This window comes from Actinobacillus indolicus (assembly GCF_004519515.1).
GTDB classification, from domain to species: domain Bacteria; phylum Pseudomonadota; class Gammaproteobacteria; order Enterobacterales; family Pasteurellaceae; genus Glaesserella; species Glaesserella indolica_A.
The window spans coordinates 532307-547551 of sequence record NZ_CP038145.1; the positions used below are offsets into that span (position 1 = coordinate 532307).

Here is a 15245-nt window from a genome sequence, read left to right on the forward strand (position 1 = left end):
TTTATACTTTAAATGGATCTAACGATAACACTTGGACTTTGTCGCTTTCTGCGGTTTGGTGGCTGGTAAAAATCACCATTCCCCCTTGCTCACAATGCTGTTCAATATGGGCGATCAGTTCCGCGACCCCTTTTTTATCAATCGCAGTAAAAGGCTCATCTAAAATCCACAGTGTCGCTTTGGTCAGCCATAATTTTGCCAGTGCCACTCGACGTTGTTGCCCTGCCGACAAATGTGAGCAAGGCAAATCTTCACGCCCAATTAACGACACTTTTCCTAAGGCATTCCAAAGGGCTTCATCATCTAAAGGCAATCCCTGAATTTTTTGGAAAAAACGTAAATTTTCCCAAGCGGTCAGTTCAGGCTTAACCCCTGCGTGATGCCCTAAATAAAAGAGATTAGCGTAGTATTGATCTCGTTGTTGCTGAATTTTAACACCATTCCACTGCACTTCGCCTTCTGCCGCCACCGCAAGCCCTGCTAAAATCCGCAATAGACTGGTTTTTCCAATGCCATTATGCCCTTCGATTTGCCACCATTGACCACTTGAAATAGTCAATGAACAGCCTTCAAACAAGCGAGTTTCACCACGTTCACAGGCAATATTAATGAGCGAAAGTTGATCCATTTATAGTCCTAAAATTTCTTTGACAAAAGGAAGTGTGAGCTTGCGTTGAGCTTGTAAAGACGCATGATCGAGAATGTCTAATTGAGTCATTAATGCTTGTAGATCTCGATCTAAACGTTTTAATAGAAAACTCGCCACTTCATCAGAAAGTTCTAAACCTTTATTTAGCGCATTTCTCTGTAAAATAATCCGTTTCTGATCGTCATTTAAATCATTTAACTGATATACCTCACCCCAAGTAAGTCGAGAACGAAGATCCGGTAATTTAATCGCCAGTTGACTCGGTGGGCAATCCGCACTAATTAATAATAGTGTTTTCTTACCTTGGCTAAATAGCCCTTGCTGCTCACGTATTTGATTAAAGAGATCAAAAATTGCTAATTCCCACTCTTCATCACCAGCCACAGCTTGTAAATCGTCCAAGCAAATCACATCTAATTGTTCTGCATTATCTAATACCGTTGGTGCAAAATAGTGCGATTTATCCAAAGGAATATAAGTTGCAGAAAGTTGATTCATCAGATAGTGATTGCTCACTGCTTTAAGCAGATGGCTTTTGCCACTACTTTTTCCACCCCAGATATAGAAAAATGGTTGCTGTACGTTGTCAAAATTTTGACGTAACGAATCCAATAGCAATAAACTATTTTCTGCATAAAAATTATCTAGCGTTTCATCATCAATTTGATGAATAGGTAAAGTCAGTTGCAAAGTATTATCTGAGAGAAAAAATTTGCGTAAAGGATAACGGAAAAAAGAAAGGTTGAGAAGTCTCAACCTTTGATTTATAAGTGATTTTTCTTTAAGCTTTTTGTAATTTCGTCCAGTTATAATAACCGTATAGTGAATTCAATAAATACGCTGAATACATAATGTACATAGACGGATTTTCAGCCCAAAGAACGATAGAAAGGATATTCAACGCAATCCAAAGCAACCATTGCTCACGGTAGCGTAATAACATTAATGCTTGAGCAGCAACCACAATAATTGTAGTTAAGCCATCTAATCCTGTTGAACTACCACCAGCTGCATTTAACGCTTGCACAAATAGAAGTGTTCCAATGGTGATAAATGCGGCTAAAAATATCCAACCCTTGATTGAAAGTGATTTTGCAATAACTGCATCAGATCCTTCGGTTTTTTGCATATTTTGTTTCCAAAGAAAATAACCGATAAACTGCGCTGGAATATAAACATAAAGTGTGGTGTTCATTTCGCCTAAAAAATTTGCCCCCCAAGCTACATAAAAATAGGTGTAAGCAAAGATTAAGCCAAAGAAATAGTTACTGATTTTTCCTTTACTGACAAAGACAACGCAGATTAAGCCTGAAATCCCTGCAATCATGCCTAATAAGGAATCTGGAGAATGGATATAAACGCCAACTTGGGCAGCAATAAAGAGAAAGAGCCAAATAACTTCAAAGGGTTTCCAACCACTAAATAGCTCTTCTTTGATTTGACTCAGCAATAATGAATAGTTCATAAAGACCTCATAAATGTGATATTAGATAGACCTATTTTACGCCTCATTAACCAAAAATGTAAAATATAAATTACATTTATGCGAACTAGTTCACAAAAAAGGGATTGCATTCGCAATCCCTTTTCAACTGTTATAGATTATTTAATCGAATATCGATTAACATTTTGTCGCCATCGCCTGCTTTTTCTTTCGCTTGCTCATAAGCACTTTTCGCAGCCGCCTTGTCACCTTTTGCAGCTAACAGATCACCTGTTAATAACTGCTTACGGAAATCCCACGCGGTATCTTTGATTTGAGAAAGTGTTGCTAATGCTGCATCAAACTCTTTTAGCTGATAATCCACTGCGGCAAGACGAAAACGGATCACATTTTGTAATGTTGCATCCATTGTCGAACCTAACGCCTGTGTTAATAACGTTTTTGTTGTCGCAAAATCACCTTTATCTGCCGCTTGTTTTGCTTCTTCGAGTTGAGCAAATACCGCGTAGCTTGAATCTTTATTCTCCGCAATAAATTTTTGTACAAGCGGTGCGTTTTTCTCAGGATTTTGCAAATAGCTTTCCATCACTTGTTGATAGCTTGCTGATGTGGTTTGAGCTACTTCAATTTGGTGTTTTTGCCAGTAGTTCCAGCCAAATGTTGCAGCTGCAACTAGAAAAATTGCCACAACAATCGGTGTGCCATTTTCTTTAAACCAGCTTTTTGCTTCTTCAAACTGCTGTTCTTCGGTTTTATTAAGATAATCGCTCATTTCTGCTCCCTATGCAAAACGCGTTGTTAATTCATTGATTAAATCAGCTTGGGCAACGGTGATTTGCTCCGCTTCGCCAAATAGGTCTTTTACTACCACTTTCTGCTCGGCGACTTCACTTTCACCTAACACTAGAGCGATTTTTGCCCCTGATTTATCGGCTCGTTTGAATTGTTTTTTGAAATTCCCACCGCTTGTATGCAGCATTGTGCGAAGTTGTGGAAACGCATTACGCAAGGTTTCCGCCAAGCGGAATGCCGCTACCGTTGTGCCTTCACCTGAATGAACCACATAAATATCAACCGCTCTTGGTAATTGCACATTCGGGTTCACTTCTTGCACTAACAAGACTAAACGCTCCAAGCCCATTGCAAAGCCAACACCTTCCGTTGCGTGTCCGCCGAGTTGTGCAACTAAGCCATCATAGCGACCACCGCCACAAACCGTGCCTTGTGCGCCCAATGCCGTAGTCACCCACTCAAATACGGTTTTATTGTAGTAATCCAAACCACGCACTAATTTTTGATTGACTTCGTAGGCAATCCCCATTTCATCAAGAATGGCACAAAGTCTTGCAAAATGTGCTTTCGATTCGTCATCTAAAAAATCGTGAAGTTTTGGTGCATCGTTTAATACCGCTTGCAACGCTTGATTTTTGGTATCCAAAATGCGTAATGGGTTGGTCGTTAAACGGCGTTCGCTGTCAGGATCTTGCTTTAATACGTCCAAATGATTTTGCAAGAAAGTGACTAGAGCTTCACGGTATCGAGTACGCACTTCTAATCCGCCGATTGAGTTAAGCTGTAAAGTCACGTGTTCACGGATACCTAATTTTTCCCATAAGCGAGCGGTTAGCACAATCAATTCCGCATCCGCTTCTGCATTTGGGATCCCGAAAATCTCAACGCCTGCTTGATGAAATTGACGATAACGACCTTTTTGCGGACGCTCATAGCGGAACATCGGGCCGATATACCATAGACGTTGTTCTTGGTTGTAAATCCAACCGTGTTCAATCGCCGCTCGCACGCAACCTGCTGTACCTTCAGGGCGAAGAGTAAAACTTTCGCCCGCTTCTTCGCTACGGGTAAAGGTAAACATCTCTTTCTCGACAATATCTGTCGCTTCACCGACACCACGTTTAAATAAGTCGGTGGATTCCATAATCGGACTACGCATTTCTGTGTAGCCGTAACTTGCAAAAGTATCACGGATATTGCTTTCAACCCATTGCCATAATGGTGTTTCAGTTGGAGAAAGATCATTCATACCGCGTAAAGCTTGAATTGTTTTTGACATGTTATTGTTCCTAATTATTTTTCAATATTTGCAAAATTTTCGCTAAAACTGACCGCTTGTTGGATTAATTTACCGCATTTTCACAAGCAATATTTTTATGCAAACAATCCATATTATGTAAAGTCACATCTGAGATATTCATCAAGGCTTCTTCTGTTAAAAATGCTTGATGTCCTGTTAAAAGCACGTTGTGGCAAGAAGATAAACGGCGGAAAACATCATCTAAAATCACTTCATTTGATTTATCTTCAAAGAAAAGATCACGCTCGTTTTCATAAACGTCCATACCTAAAGCTCCGATTTTACGGCGTTTTAAGGCTTCAATCGCTTCAGGGGTATCAATCAATGAACCACGGCTGGTGTTGATGATCATCACGCCGTCTTTCATTTTATCAAAAGCTTCTTTATTCAAGAGATGGTAATTCTCTGGGGTTGCTGGACAATGTAGTGTAATTACATCAGACTTCGCATAAAGTTCGTCAAGTGTGACATATTTTGCCCCGATTTCTTCCGCAACAGGATTTTTAAATGGATCAAAGGCAAGAATATTCATTCCAAAGCCTTTTAAAATTCGCATTGTCGCAATACCAATTTTCCCTGTGCCAATCACCCCAACGGTACGTTTGTACATATTAAATCCGATAAGCCCTTCAAGAGAGAAGTTAGCTTCACGGGTACGCTGATAAGCCCGATGAATACGGCGGTTTAACGTCATCATTAAGCCAACGGTATGTTCAGCCACAGCTTCAGGGGAATACGCAGGTACGCGAACAACTTGAATACCAAGTTCTTTGGCTGCTTGTAAGTCTACATTATTAAAGCCTGCACAACGTAAAGCGATCATTTTCACGCCCACTTTTGCCAACTTTTCAAGCACTGCTCGGCTACCATCATCATTCACAAAGATACAAACGACATCACAACCTTCTGCCATTTTAGCCGTACGCTCATTGAGCATGAAATCAAAAAATTCAATCTGAAAATGGTATTTCACATTGACTAATTCGAGATATTTTCGATCATAATTTTTGGTACTAAAAACGGCGACTTTCATTGTGCTTTCCTAAAAATAAAAATTAAATCTGAGCAATATCAATACGATTATGCTGTTCTGCCACTCTAGCTCGAATTTTTGCTTCGAGCTGGTCAATCAATTTATCATTGTCAAAACGCTCTTTTTGACGAACGCCATCAAGATAGAAACCGCTCATTTTATTTGAGCCTGTCACACCAAGATCAGACACCAACGCTTCACCTGGACCATTCACCACACAGCCAATAATGGATACGTCCATCGGTGTAATAATATCTTCCAAACGTTGTTCAAGAGTATTGACCGTACCGATCACATCAAACTCTTGACGCGAACAAGTCGGACAAGCGATAAAGTTGATCCCACGAGAGCGGATACGCAAGGATTTTAGAATATCAAAGCCAACTTTGATCTCTTCAACAGGATCTGCGGCTAATGAAACACGAAGCGTATCGCCGATCCCTTCTGAAAGTAACAAACCTAAACCGATTGCGGATTTCACCGCTCCAGCTCTTGCACCGCCTGCTTCCGTAATGCCTAGATGGATCGGTTGTTTGATCGCTTTAGCTAACAAGCGGTAAGATTCGACGGCTAAAAAGACATCGGACGCTTTCACACTCACTTTAAATTGATCGAAGTTAAGACGATCTAAGATCTCAACGTGGCGAAGTGCTGACTCTAACAGGGCTTCTGGCGTTGGCTCGCCGAATTTCTCTTGAATATCTTTTTCAAGAGAGCCTGCATTTACACCGATACGAATCGGAATATTTTTATCTCTCGCACAGTCTACCACCGCACGAATACGCTCTTCCTTGCCGATATTGCCCGGGTTGATACGCAAGCAATCCACGCCATATTCCGCCACTTTCAACGCAATACGGTAGTCAAAGTGAATATCTGCGACAAGTGGTACTTTTACCTGCTGTTTTATCAATTTAAAGGCTTCGGCTGCGTCCATTGTTGGCACAGACACTCGCACAATATCCGCCCCGACACGCTCAAGAGCTTTGATTTGTGCCACAGTCGCTTCCACATCTGTGGTTCTTGTGTTCGTCATTGACTGAACAGCAATCGGCGCATCGCCCCCCACAGGCACATTACCGACATAAATTTTGGTCGATTGACGACGCTTAATAGGTGGTTCTTTTAACATATTTAGTTCGCTAAAGGTAATTTGAAACGTGCAACTCGTCCATCTACTTTCAGTGGAACAACTTGCCCTTTGTAATAAATTTTGACATTAGCAGGTGCACCCACAGTTAAACGATATTGTTCGTTATCGTTAAAACTTAATACTTCACCTGACTTATACAGTTTTTCTGCAAGGCGTTTGTTTTTTGCACCACGAACAGTAATCCAGCTTTCAGCCCCTGTAATTTCAATCCGCAATTCTTCGTTAATTGTAGCTTGCGGCTGTTCAGCTGCCACTTCAGTAGTTTCTGTTGTCGTAGGTTGTTGCAATACATTGACTGGCTGCTCTGCTTGAGTTGCTGTTTCTGCCGTAGGTGTTGCAGGCACTTCAACTTTTACTTCTTCCGTTTTAACCGGCTCTGTTGCTGAACTTGTTTGAGCTGGCGTTGATGCAGCTTCTACATTAGTCGTTGTCGGCTCCGCCACTACTGACGCAGTTGTTGCAGTATCCGTCGTTGATGCTGACGTGGTTGCAGGTAATGTTAATGCGCCACTATTTTCAGATGATGTCGTAGTAGCTACGTTATTTTCTGATGTATTGACGATCAACTGCTCACGGCTAGCTTGATCTTTTTGATGTTCTTGCCACCACCAAGCTAATGTCATCCCCACAGCACCAAGTAAGATTAACCATGTCAAACCCTTCACCCAACGGGTTTGCGATTTTTGGTTTTTAACTGGAATAGGTGCAGCTTTTTTCACTTCTTTTGGAATAGTCACTTCACCATAATTTACTGAGCCAATCAGCTCTTCAGGTAAGCGCAAAAAGCGCACATAGTTTCTTACATAGCCACGAACAAACGCTGGCGGTACGTTTTGTAAAATAAAAATATCATTCTCAAGAGATTCAATATGATTTTTCTTAAGATTCGTTTTTTGAGCCACGTCATCAATCGTTAAATTTAACGCTTCACGTGCATGTTTGAGCTGTTGTCCTAAAGAAAGGGTGGTTGTTTCAATCATCGTCGTTACTTTTGGAAATAAAAAATTAGTTGAGAAGTTTAAAGAGGTAAAGCCTGTTTTGCAATCCTCAATCTTGGAAAAGATGTATTTTATAGGACACTGCATTATGTGTCCTATAAAATTTGTAAAAAAGTGAGAGAATCTACCCGCTTGTTAATTCACCGTTCCACAATTTAAGCAGTAAAGATAGCTCTGCTTTGGATCATTAAATCGAGAAAGCGTTCCTAACTGCGTTTTGGCTTGTTGTGCAAAAGGTAAATCTAACCAAGTGATTAAACTCGTTTTTAGATTGAGTTTAAAATCTCGCATCACTTGGCTAAGCAGATCATCAGGCTGATCAATAAACCATTGTGTTTTAAAGGCTTCGATTTCATTTTTACCTTGCGCTTTGCGTTTCTGATTGATTAAATCACTCACTGCGATATAGGCTGTATTAAAGTCACCCAGTTGATCCACAAGCCCTTTTTCAAAGGCTGTTTCACCTAGCCACACTTGACCCTGTGCGACTTTATCCACATCCGCTTTCTCCATTTTTCGCCCTTTGCTGACTAAATCAAGAAAACGATCATATCCATGCTCAATGCTTATTTGGATCATCTCAGCCTGCTCTTTTGATAAAGGTTTTAAGCTACTTTGTTGTACAAAAGGCGACGTAGTAATACCGTCTTCATTAATCCCCACATTTTTCGCTGTTTTTTCAAAGCTAACCGATAAACCGAAGATCCCAATAGAACCTGTTAGTGTCGTTGGGCTTGCAATGATTTTATCGCTTGTTGCGGCAATCCAATATCCGCCAGATGCAGCCATTCCGCCCATAGATGCGACAACAGGTTTACCTGACTGCTGTAAATCTTCCACTTCTTGTCGAATAAGCTCTGATGCCATCGCACTTCCGCCAGGGCTATTAATACGAAGGATAACACCTTCCACCGCCTTGTCTTCCCGTGCATCTCGCAACAGTTTAATGATGGTATCACTTCCAGCCACTTCTTCATCGCTTTCGCCAAGCGCAATCGCCCCTTCTACATTAATCACAGCAATTTTATTCTCGCCTGAAACATTAAAGCGATCCGATAACATTGAAGCGTAATCCAAGAAGTCAATGCTGTTATAATTACCTTCAAGATCTTCACCAAACTGCGCAATTAACATCTCGCGAATTTGCTTGTAGGTTGCCAATTCCGTTACCCATTTTTGCTTTAGCGCGTATTGCGCATCATCGCCTTTCATTTCTTTATATTGCTGTAATAAACGGCTAGGCTCAGGCACAATCTCTTTCGCTTGAATATCACGGTTTTTAGCAATATCTTCACTAAAACGATCCCATAATTTTCCTAGCCAAAGCTGTGCATTGTCTCGAGCTTCTTGTGACATATCATCTCTTAAAAACGGCTCTACTGCAGATTTATAAGTCCCAACACGGAAAACATGCGGTACGGCTTCAATTTTATCTAATAACGATTTGAAGTAGAGATTGGAATAGCTGAGCCCGTGTAGATCCACAAATCCAGCTTTGTTTAAATAAATTTTATCGGCATAACTCGCCAAGTAATACTGCTTCTGACTGTACGCTTCGCCAATCGCAATCACGGGTTTACCTGATTGTTTAAAACGCTCGATCTCTTTACCCACAAATGTCAAAGAAGGAATATCCCCCCCGATAAAATAAGTCAAATCAAGCACTAAACCTGTGATTTTTTCATCATATTGCGCTTTACTAATCGCTCTAACCACATCAAAGGTTGAAATCTTCATTGACTCATCGGTTCCACCCAATTCAGAACGAAGCAAACGTTTAAAATCGGTAAACTCATCATGATTATCCGCCAAATAACCATCTAAATTGAGTGTTAATGCCCCTTTTTCAAAAGGAATCATCTCTTTTTGCCCTTTCGGACCACTGCCTAATAATGCCGTTAATGCAAAACAGAGTAAGACGAATAAGATAAAAAAGATGCTCAAAACCAACTCTCGAATACATTTAAAGACCCGATAAATACCTTTTAAAACACTCAACATACGGTTTCCTTGATTGATGAAATTGACCGCTAAACTACCATAAAATCAGGTAAAACTTAATAAAATATGCTATTCTTCCCCACAAATTTTACCTAGAGGAGCACTTAAATGGATGCGTTAGACTTACTACAACGTCGCCGTTCAAGTAAAAAATTTGGGCAAATTGCACCAAATGCAGAACAATTAGAAAATATCTTAAAAGCCGCCGTACGAGCGCCCGATCATGGTCGTTTGAAGCCTTATCATTTTGTTGTGATTGAACAAACTGGTATGACACAATTTCGCCAATACTTATTAGATGCTGCAAGTGAATTATCTCTTGGGGAAGAAGGTAATGTAAAAGCAGAGAAATTAGCGACAAGAGCGCCAATGGTCATTGCCGTTATTGCTAAAATTGAAAAAGATTTACCTAAAGTACCCGCTTGGGAGCAGATGCTCACTGCTGGTTGTGCTACCTATGCGATGCAACTTGCCGCTAATGCCCAAGGTTTTGAAACCTGTTGGATTACAAACAAGTGGATTAATGGTTCGTCTATGAGAAAATCATTTGATTGTCGTGAGCAAGATCAGATTGTGGCGCTAGTGATGATTGGCTCTCCCGTTGAATCCGATGAAATTACCATGGCAAGCCAAACGGAAGATATTACCCCTTTTGTGACCTATATAAAGTAAATATGATGAATCAACATGAACATCACTACGAAGATTTAATTCGTATTTTCGATAGTTGCTTTTCCGAAAGCTACAACACCCGTTTAGAACGTGGCGGTGACTATCCCATTTATCTGCCTGCATTTATTGATGAAGGCAATGTCACAAGCGAACGCCCTTACAATGTTATTTTATTTGCCCATGGCTTTTACAGTAGCGGATTACATGAAGTGGCGCATTGGTTAGTCGCAGGCACAGAACGCCGTAAATTAGAAGACTTCGGTTATTGGTACGAGCCTGATGGACGTTCCGCAGAGCGTCAACGAGAGTTTGAGCAAGTCGAAGTTAAACCTCAAGCGATTGAATGGATACTGGCAACCGCTGCAAATTTCCGCTATTTTGCGAGTGCTGATAATTTAACAGGCGATGCTGGAGATAATTCTGCCTTTAAGCAAGCAGTTTATGATCAAGTAAAAATCTATGCAGAAAAAGGATTACCAAAACGTACAGAACAGCTACGTCAAGCGCTCTGTGAATATTATGGCACGCCTAATATGATTGATTTAGCTAAATTTGATATATCGAGAATCTAGGAGCTTTTATGCGTTTTACCGTCATTATTCCCGCCCGTTATGCTTCCACTCGCTTACCCCGCAAGCCCTTGTTAGATATCGTGGGTAAACCAATGATTCAACATGTTTGGGAAAAAGCACAACAAGCGGGTGCAAGCCGTGTTATTGTTGCAACAGATCACCCTGAAATTGAGCAAGTCGTCAAAAATTTTGGTGGAGAAGTCTGCTTAACGTCAGATAAACATAACTCAGGCACAGAACGATTAGCAGAAGTCATTGAGAAAATGGCGATTGCTGATGATGAAATTATTGTGAACATACAAGGCGATGAACCGCTTATTCCGCCTGTGATTGTCTCTCAGGTGGCAGAAAACTTGGATAAACATCAAGTTAATATGGCAACCCTTGCGGTGAAACTGACTACTCGTGAAGAGCTATTTAATCCGAATGTGGTCAAAACATTGACTGATAAAAACGGAATGGCACTCTATTTCTCTCGTGCAACCATTCCATTTGGACGAGACCATTTTCCAAATTGTGATGATGCTTTTGTTCAACAACAAAATTACCTTCGCCATATTGGTATTTATGCTTACAAGGCTGGCTTTATTAAGCAATATGTGGCTTGGGAGCCAACGGCATTAGAGCAACTCGAATCTCTCGAGCAATTAAGAGCTTTATGGCACGGTGAAAAGATTCATTTAGAACTCGCCAAAGAAGCGCCACAAGTGGGCGTAGATACCGCTGAAGATTTAGAACGTGTCCGACAGATTTTGTCTCAATAAATCATACACAAGCGGTCAGAGATCAACGATTTTTTGCAAAATTTTGTTCTGTTCTCACCGCTTGTAGCCAAGAAAAAAGCCCAGAATTTAACATTCTGGGCTTTCTATTAATCGATATTTTTTAATTCTTCTTCAGATAAAGTTTCTTTCCCATCTGAATTTGCTTTTCCATCTTTCACTTTAAATTCAAGATTTTGGAAATAGGCTTCTCTAAAGGTTGCGTAAGGATCCTGAGATTGTTTTAACAAAGCCTCTTGCCCCAATAAATTTGCACGAGAATCAATGCCTTGTACCACATATTTTGTTAACGCCCATGGCGTCGTCAATAATGATAATGTCGGATAAGTCATATCCGCTAAACGACCTAAATCTTGACGAGGCGTTGCAGGCCCATAAGCAGGTAACATCATATAAGGCCCTGTCGGAACATTATAAGATCCTAGTGTGTGACCAAATTCACGGCGACCATCATCGATTTTCAAATCATTTGTCATACTCGCAAAATCAATCAAACCACCTAAACCAAATACGGTATTAAACCAGAAACGTGTAAAGTGAATCATCGCTTTTTCACCCTCACCTTCAAGTAGGCGGTTGATAAAACTTGCAGGTTCATCAAGGTTGTTCGCCACATTGACTAAGCCTGTTTTAATTGGACTAGGAACATAATCTTTCCAGCCTTTGGCTACAGGTTCGAGAACATAAGGGTCAAGGTATTCGTAGTTCACTTTCCACATTGCACGGTTAAATCCTTCTAAAGGATCTTTACGCACACCTGTTTCAGGATCAATGCTAGAGGAACAAGCTGCTAAAAGGAGGGTTGTTCCGACAATAAGTAGTTGCTTAATTTTTTTCATACTATTTTAAAAATGGGTTACTTTTCTTTTCACGCCCAATGGTTGTGTGTGGACCATGCCCAGGAATAATAATAAAATCATCATCTAAATCAAATAGTTGGGTTTGAATAGAATGAATCAGTTGTTCAAAATTTCCTTTATATAAATCTGTACGTCCAATACTATTTTGGAATAACACATCGCCGCTAAATACAACTTTATTTTGAAAATCAAAAAAACCAATGTGGCCCGGTGCATGACCCGGTAAATGGCGAATATCAAAAATTAACTGTCCAACAGAAACGCGATCGCCTGCATTTAACCAGTGATCAGGTAAAAACGCAGGCACTTCAGGAAAGCCATATTGACGGCAAATATCTGGCAGCTGTTCAAAGAGTTCTTTGTCATCTACGTGTGAGCCAAATACCTCCACATCGAAATGCTTTCTTAACTTATCTACCGCCATAATATGATCTAGATGACCGTGAGTAATCAGCAGTTTTTGTACATTTAATTTTTGTTCTTCGACAAACTGGATAATCGTCTCAGCATTATCCCCAGCATCAATAATTGCTGCATTTTTATTTTCATCCCAGATAATAGAGCAATTTTGCTGAAAGGCGCTCACAGGGATGATTTGCAAATTAAACATATAAACTAACCGCTATTAACCACGCCAAGTTCTTACTGGGCCTGTATCTACGTGTACAAAGTTGCTACGAGGATAATATCCTACACCACCATTCGATAAGCTTTCAGCTGCATTACGCACTTTAGCTAATGGAATACCCTCAATATGGAAATCAATTGCTTTGCCTAAAATATGGTAGCTATTACTTGCAACCCCACGACTACGACGACGTAATCTCGCATTTGTTTGAGCAGAACGATAGCCACTTAAAATGGTAATCTCTGAATTACGAGCGCCAAGACGAGATTGAATTTGCGTCAGTTTCACGAAAAGTTGTGGATCAATATTTTTAACACGATCAATATGCACATCACGCATAATGTAATTCAATCGAGAACGATCCTTTGCAGCAAAGCCACCCGCAGAATACCCTGCCGATAACGATTCCCCGGTGCTTGCTCTACGTAAACGTAAAATCATTGGCTTTGGAGTTGATACAATGGCGCTGGCTAAATTTGGCAATAAACTAGCGCCAAGTACGATGCCTCCTAGCGATAACCACTTACGTCGCTGTAAATTTGTTTGTTCCATTTAATTGTCCTCATTATTTTGGATAATGATTTATCGTCAATACTCTCCTTAATACTATTAACGATAAATCACTCTGTGTGCTAAAGTCATCAGGATAAAGAAAAAGTTCCGAGAAACCTATAAAAATTTCTCGGAATTTACCTATTTTGAGAATTAAATCACATTTTTAACTTTAGCCCAATCAATAGATACCTTAGGCAAGTTCGTATCTAACTTGTAAATATCAGGTAAGGTATAAACTTTACCACCTTCAACCCAAGAAGTAACGTAGTACAAATATACTGGGTTATCTGAACGAATTGGTGCAGATGTAGTTTTATTGCTAGCTAACACACTCTGTTTCTTGCTGTCAGACCAACCTGCTTCTTTTAATAAAAGTGTTGCAAGTTCATCCGCTTTTGCCACTCGTACACATCCAGAACTTAACGCTCTATCTGTACGACCAAATAATCCACGATTTGGAGTATCATGTAAATAAATCGCATCGGAACTTGGCATATTAAATTTATAACGACCTAAAGCGCTATCATCACCTGCTTTTTGACGAATATGATATGGGAAGTTATTTTTACCCTCGTAAGCAGCCCAGTTAATACTTCTCGCATTGATTTTATTGCCGCTACCATCAATGATCTCATAACCAAGTCTATCTGCAAGACCAGGATCACGACGTAATTTCGGCACTAAGTCTTTATTCTTAATGCTCGCAGGAACATTCCAAGGTGGGTTTACAACCACATTACTTAACTTACTATACATAACCGGTGTACGGCGGTCATCTCGACCTACGATCACTTTAGATTGTAATGCTAATTTGCCATCTCTGAAGTAGTAAAGCTGGTAACTCGGAATGTTAACGAATAAACCATTATTAAAGCTTGGGATTAAACGTAAACGCTGTGCATTTAATGCGAGTTTTGTAAACGAGCTACTGCCCGTTGGAGCTGGAGTTGCATCCGTTGTGACTGCTTTTTTATTTTTTGCCGATTTCTTCGCATTACTTGCAGTGCCATTTGGAGACATTGCAAATAAACGTTGAACCGTTTCCTGATAAATATGGTTACGTGGCACTAAATTCGCAACAAATTGTCCTGCTGAACCATTTTTGCTTGCTCTTACCCAAGAGGTAATTTGAGCGTCTGTAGGTGCTTTTGTCGAATAACTTCCAATGTTATATAACCATTGGTTTGCATTTCTACCCACATTTTTATTGTAATATAGATAATCTAAGAAGCTATCTGTTAATAAAATATCACGCGCTAAACCTGCATTGGTATTTAGAATCTGTTGTAATGCTTTTGCTGATTTTGCAGATACTCCACTTGCAGCAAATACTGCATATTCTTTTAAGAAAATTTTCTCTGCCTGTTTATCATTCCACAATGGAGCAAAATCATTGTCTAAATACGCTTTTGCTGTAGCACTGCTTAATAAAAGTTGATTTCCACCCACTTCATGTTTAATACGACTTTCCGCTTCAGCTAATTTTTGTGCTGCAATACGTTTTTCTTCCTCTTGTTGCAGAATATACTCTGCTTTTTTAGCCATCTCTGCTGCTCGAGCCTGCTGAGCTTCAAAACTTAATTGAGGTAATACTGGTTCACTTACTACTGGCGTTGATACTGTTGCAGGAACAGAAACAACTTCTACAGCAGTTGATGTTGAGACAGGCGCAGCTTCAACAACAGAAGGTGTGGTAGTCTCCGCAATAGCCATACTTGAAAATACAACTAAGGGTAAAAACTTAAATGTTTTCATTATTTAAAATCCAATTTGCAAAACTTTTAATAAAACAGACCGCTTGTAACG

The 15245-nt window shown here is 40.1% G+C and carries 16 protein-coding genes; 3 read left to right on the forward strand and 13 right to left on the reverse strand.

What is annotated here, in order from left to right:
* Position 1: 1 nt before the first annotated feature.
* The 9 genes from ccmA to sppA all read right to left on the reverse strand — a co-directional run bounded on the left by ccmA (position 2) and on the right by sppA (position 9370).
* Positions 2 to 628, reverse strand: a complete 627-nt coding sequence (ccmA, locus tag EXH44_RS02535) for a cytochrome c biogenesis heme-transporting ATPase CcmA (protein ID WP_075606521.1) — start codon at positions 626 to 628, stop codon at positions 2 to 4.
* Positions 629 to 1339, reverse strand: a complete 711-nt coding sequence (gene hda, locus EXH44_RS02540) for a DnaA regulatory inactivator Hda (RefSeq protein ID WP_162856132.1) — start codon at positions 1337 to 1339, stop codon at positions 629 to 631.
* Positions 1340 to 1430: 91 nt separating this feature from the next.
* Positions 1431 to 2114 (reverse strand): nicotinamide riboside transporter PnuC, encoded by a 684-nt coding sequence (gene pnuC / locus EXH44_RS02545; RefSeq protein ID WP_162856133.1) that lies wholly within the window; start codon positions 2112 to 2114, stop codon positions 1431 to 1433.
* 130 nt (positions 2115 to 2244) lie between these two features.
* Entirely contained in the window at positions 2245 to 2865 is a 621-nt protein-coding gene (locus EXH44_RS02550; protein ID WP_162856134.1) for a YfgM family protein, read from the reverse strand.
* A gap of 9 nt (positions 2866 to 2874) precedes the next feature.
* Positions 2875 to 4164 carry a histidine--tRNA ligase gene (gene hisS / locus EXH44_RS02555; protein ID WP_162856135.1) on the reverse strand — a complete coding sequence of 430 codons (1290 nt, stop codon included), beginning with the start codon at positions 4162 to 4164 and terminating at the stop codon, positions 2875 to 2877.
* A gap of 64 nt (positions 4165 to 4228) precedes the next feature.
* Positions 4229 to 5218 (reverse strand): 2-hydroxyacid dehydrogenase, encoded by a 990-nt coding sequence (locus EXH44_RS02560; RefSeq protein WP_162856136.1) that lies wholly within the window; start codon positions 5216 to 5218, stop codon positions 4229 to 4231.
* A gap of 22 nt (positions 5219 to 5240) precedes the next feature.
* Positions 5241 to 6350 carry a flavodoxin-dependent (E)-4-hydroxy-3-methylbut-2-enyl-diphosphate synthase gene (ispG, locus tag EXH44_RS02565; RefSeq protein WP_162856137.1) on the reverse strand — a complete coding sequence of 370 codons (1110 nt, stop codon included), beginning with the start codon at positions 6348 to 6350 and terminating at the stop codon, positions 5241 to 5243.
* A gap of 2 nt (positions 6351 to 6352) precedes the next feature.
* Entirely contained in the window at positions 6353 to 7351 is a 999-nt protein-coding gene (locus tag EXH44_RS02570; RefSeq protein WP_162856138.1) for a RodZ domain-containing protein, read from the reverse strand.
* A 153-nt stretch (positions 7352 to 7504) separates the two neighbouring features.
* Positions 7505 to 9370: a signal peptide peptidase SppA gene (gene sppA / locus EXH44_RS02575; RefSeq protein WP_162856139.1), complete on the reverse strand. Its 1866-nt coding sequence runs from the start codon at positions 9368 to 9370 to the stop codon at positions 7505 to 7507.
* A gap of 108 nt (positions 9371 to 9478) precedes the next feature.
* On the opposite strand from sppA, the gene EXH44_RS02580 reads away from it, so the two are divergent.
* Genes EXH44_RS02580 through kdsB form a run of 3 tightly spaced genes read left to right on the forward strand, consistent with a single transcriptional unit; the run spans position 9479 to position 11378 of the window.
* Entirely contained in the window at positions 9479 to 10042 is a 564-nt protein-coding gene (locus tag EXH44_RS02580) for an NAD(P)H nitroreductase (protein ID WP_162856140.1), read from the forward strand.
* 5 nt (positions 10043 to 10047) lie between these two features.
* Positions 10048 to 10614 (forward strand): elongation factor P hydroxylase, encoded by a 567-nt coding sequence (locus EXH44_RS02585; RefSeq protein ID WP_162857517.1) that lies wholly within the window; start codon positions 10048 to 10050, stop codon positions 10612 to 10614.
* An 8-nt stretch (positions 10615 to 10622) separates the two neighbouring features.
* Complete coding sequence (kdsB, locus tag EXH44_RS02590) at positions 10623 to 11378, forward strand: 3-deoxy-manno-octulosonate cytidylyltransferase (protein WP_162856141.1); 756 nt, start codon at positions 10623 to 10625, stop codon at positions 11376 to 11378.
* A gap of 107 nt (positions 11379 to 11485) precedes the next feature.
* On the opposite strand, the gene EXH44_RS02595 is transcribed toward kdsB, so the two are convergent.
* From EXH44_RS02595 to EXH44_RS02610, 4 genes are all read right to left on the reverse strand, one after another.
* Positions 11486 to 12235, reverse strand: coding sequence for an MlaA family lipoprotein (locus tag EXH44_RS02595; RefSeq protein WP_162856142.1), 750 nt, complete (start codon positions 12233 to 12235; stop codon positions 11486 to 11488).
* 1 nt (position 12236) lies between these two features.
* Entirely contained in the window at positions 12237 to 12866 is a 630-nt protein-coding gene (locus EXH44_RS02600; protein ID WP_162856143.1) for an MBL fold metallo-hydrolase, read from the reverse strand.
* Between the two features lie 15 nt (positions 12867 to 12881).
* On the reverse strand, positions 12882 to 13436 hold the full coding sequence (gene mepK, locus EXH44_RS02605; RefSeq protein ID WP_162856144.1) for a peptidoglycan L,D-endopeptidase MepK: 555 nt from the start codon (positions 13434 to 13436) through the stop codon (positions 12882 to 12884).
* Between the two features lie 153 nt (positions 13437 to 13589).
* On the reverse strand, positions 13590 to 15194 hold the full coding sequence (locus EXH44_RS02610) for a L,D-transpeptidase family protein (protein WP_162856145.1): 1605 nt from the start codon (positions 15192 to 15194) through the stop codon (positions 13590 to 13592).
* Positions 15195 to 15245: the final 51 nt, after the last annotated feature.

Excerpts from the sequence above, each read along its gene's own strand:
- ccmA (WP_075606521.1), bottom strand. The coding sequence starts at position 628 with ATGGATCAACTTTCGCTCATTAATATTGCCTGTGAACGTGGTGAAACT.
- pnuC (WP_162856133.1), bottom strand. The coding sequence starts at position 2,114 with ATGAACTATTCATTATTGCTGAGTCAAATCAAAGAAGAGCTATTTAGT.
- EXH44_RS02550 (WP_162856134.1), bottom strand. The coding sequence starts at position 2,865 with ATGAGCGATTATCTTAATAAAACCGAAGAACAGCAGTTTGAAGAAGCA.
- hisS (WP_162856135.1), bottom strand. The coding sequence starts at position 4,164 with ATGTCAAAAACAATTCAAGCTTTACGCGGTATGAATGATCTTTCTCCA.
- EXH44_RS02560 (WP_162856136.1), bottom strand. The coding sequence starts at position 5,218 with ATGAAAGTCGCCGTTTTTAGTACCAAAAATTATGATCGAAAATATCTC.
- ispG (WP_162856137.1), bottom strand. The coding sequence starts at position 6,350 with ATGTTAAAAGAACCACCTATTAAGCGTCGTCAATCGACCAAAATTTAT.
- EXH44_RS02570 (WP_162856138.1), bottom strand. The coding sequence starts at position 7,351 with ATGATTGAAACAACCACCCTTTCTTTAGGACAACAGCTCAAACATGCA.
- sppA (WP_162856139.1), bottom strand. The coding sequence starts at position 9,370 with ATGTTGAGTGTTTTAAAAGGTATTTATCGGGTCTTTAAATGTATTCGA.
- EXH44_RS02580 (WP_162856140.1), top strand. The coding sequence starts at position 9,479 with ATGGATGCGTTAGACTTACTACAACGTCGCCGTTCAAGTAAAAAATTT.
- EXH44_RS02585 (WP_162857517.1), top strand. The coding sequence starts at position 10,048 with ATGAATCAACATGAACATCACTACGAAGATTTAATTCGTATTTTCGAT.
- kdsB (WP_162856141.1), top strand. The coding sequence starts at position 10,623 with ATGCGTTTTACCGTCATTATTCCCGCCCGTTATGCTTCCACTCGCTTA.
- EXH44_RS02595 (WP_162856142.1), bottom strand. The coding sequence starts at position 12,235 with ATGAAAAAAATTAAGCAACTACTTATTGTCGGAACAACCCTCCTTTTA.
- EXH44_RS02600 (WP_162856143.1), bottom strand. The coding sequence starts at position 12,866 with ATGTTTAATTTGCAAATCATCCCTGTGAGCGCCTTTCAGCAAAATTGC.
- mepK (WP_162856144.1), bottom strand. The coding sequence starts at position 13,436 with ATGGAACAAACAAATTTACAGCGACGTAAGTGGTTATCGCTAGGAGGC.
- EXH44_RS02610 (WP_162856145.1), bottom strand. The coding sequence starts at position 15,194 with ATGAAAACATTTAAGTTTTTACCCTTAGTTGTATTTTCAAGTATGGCT.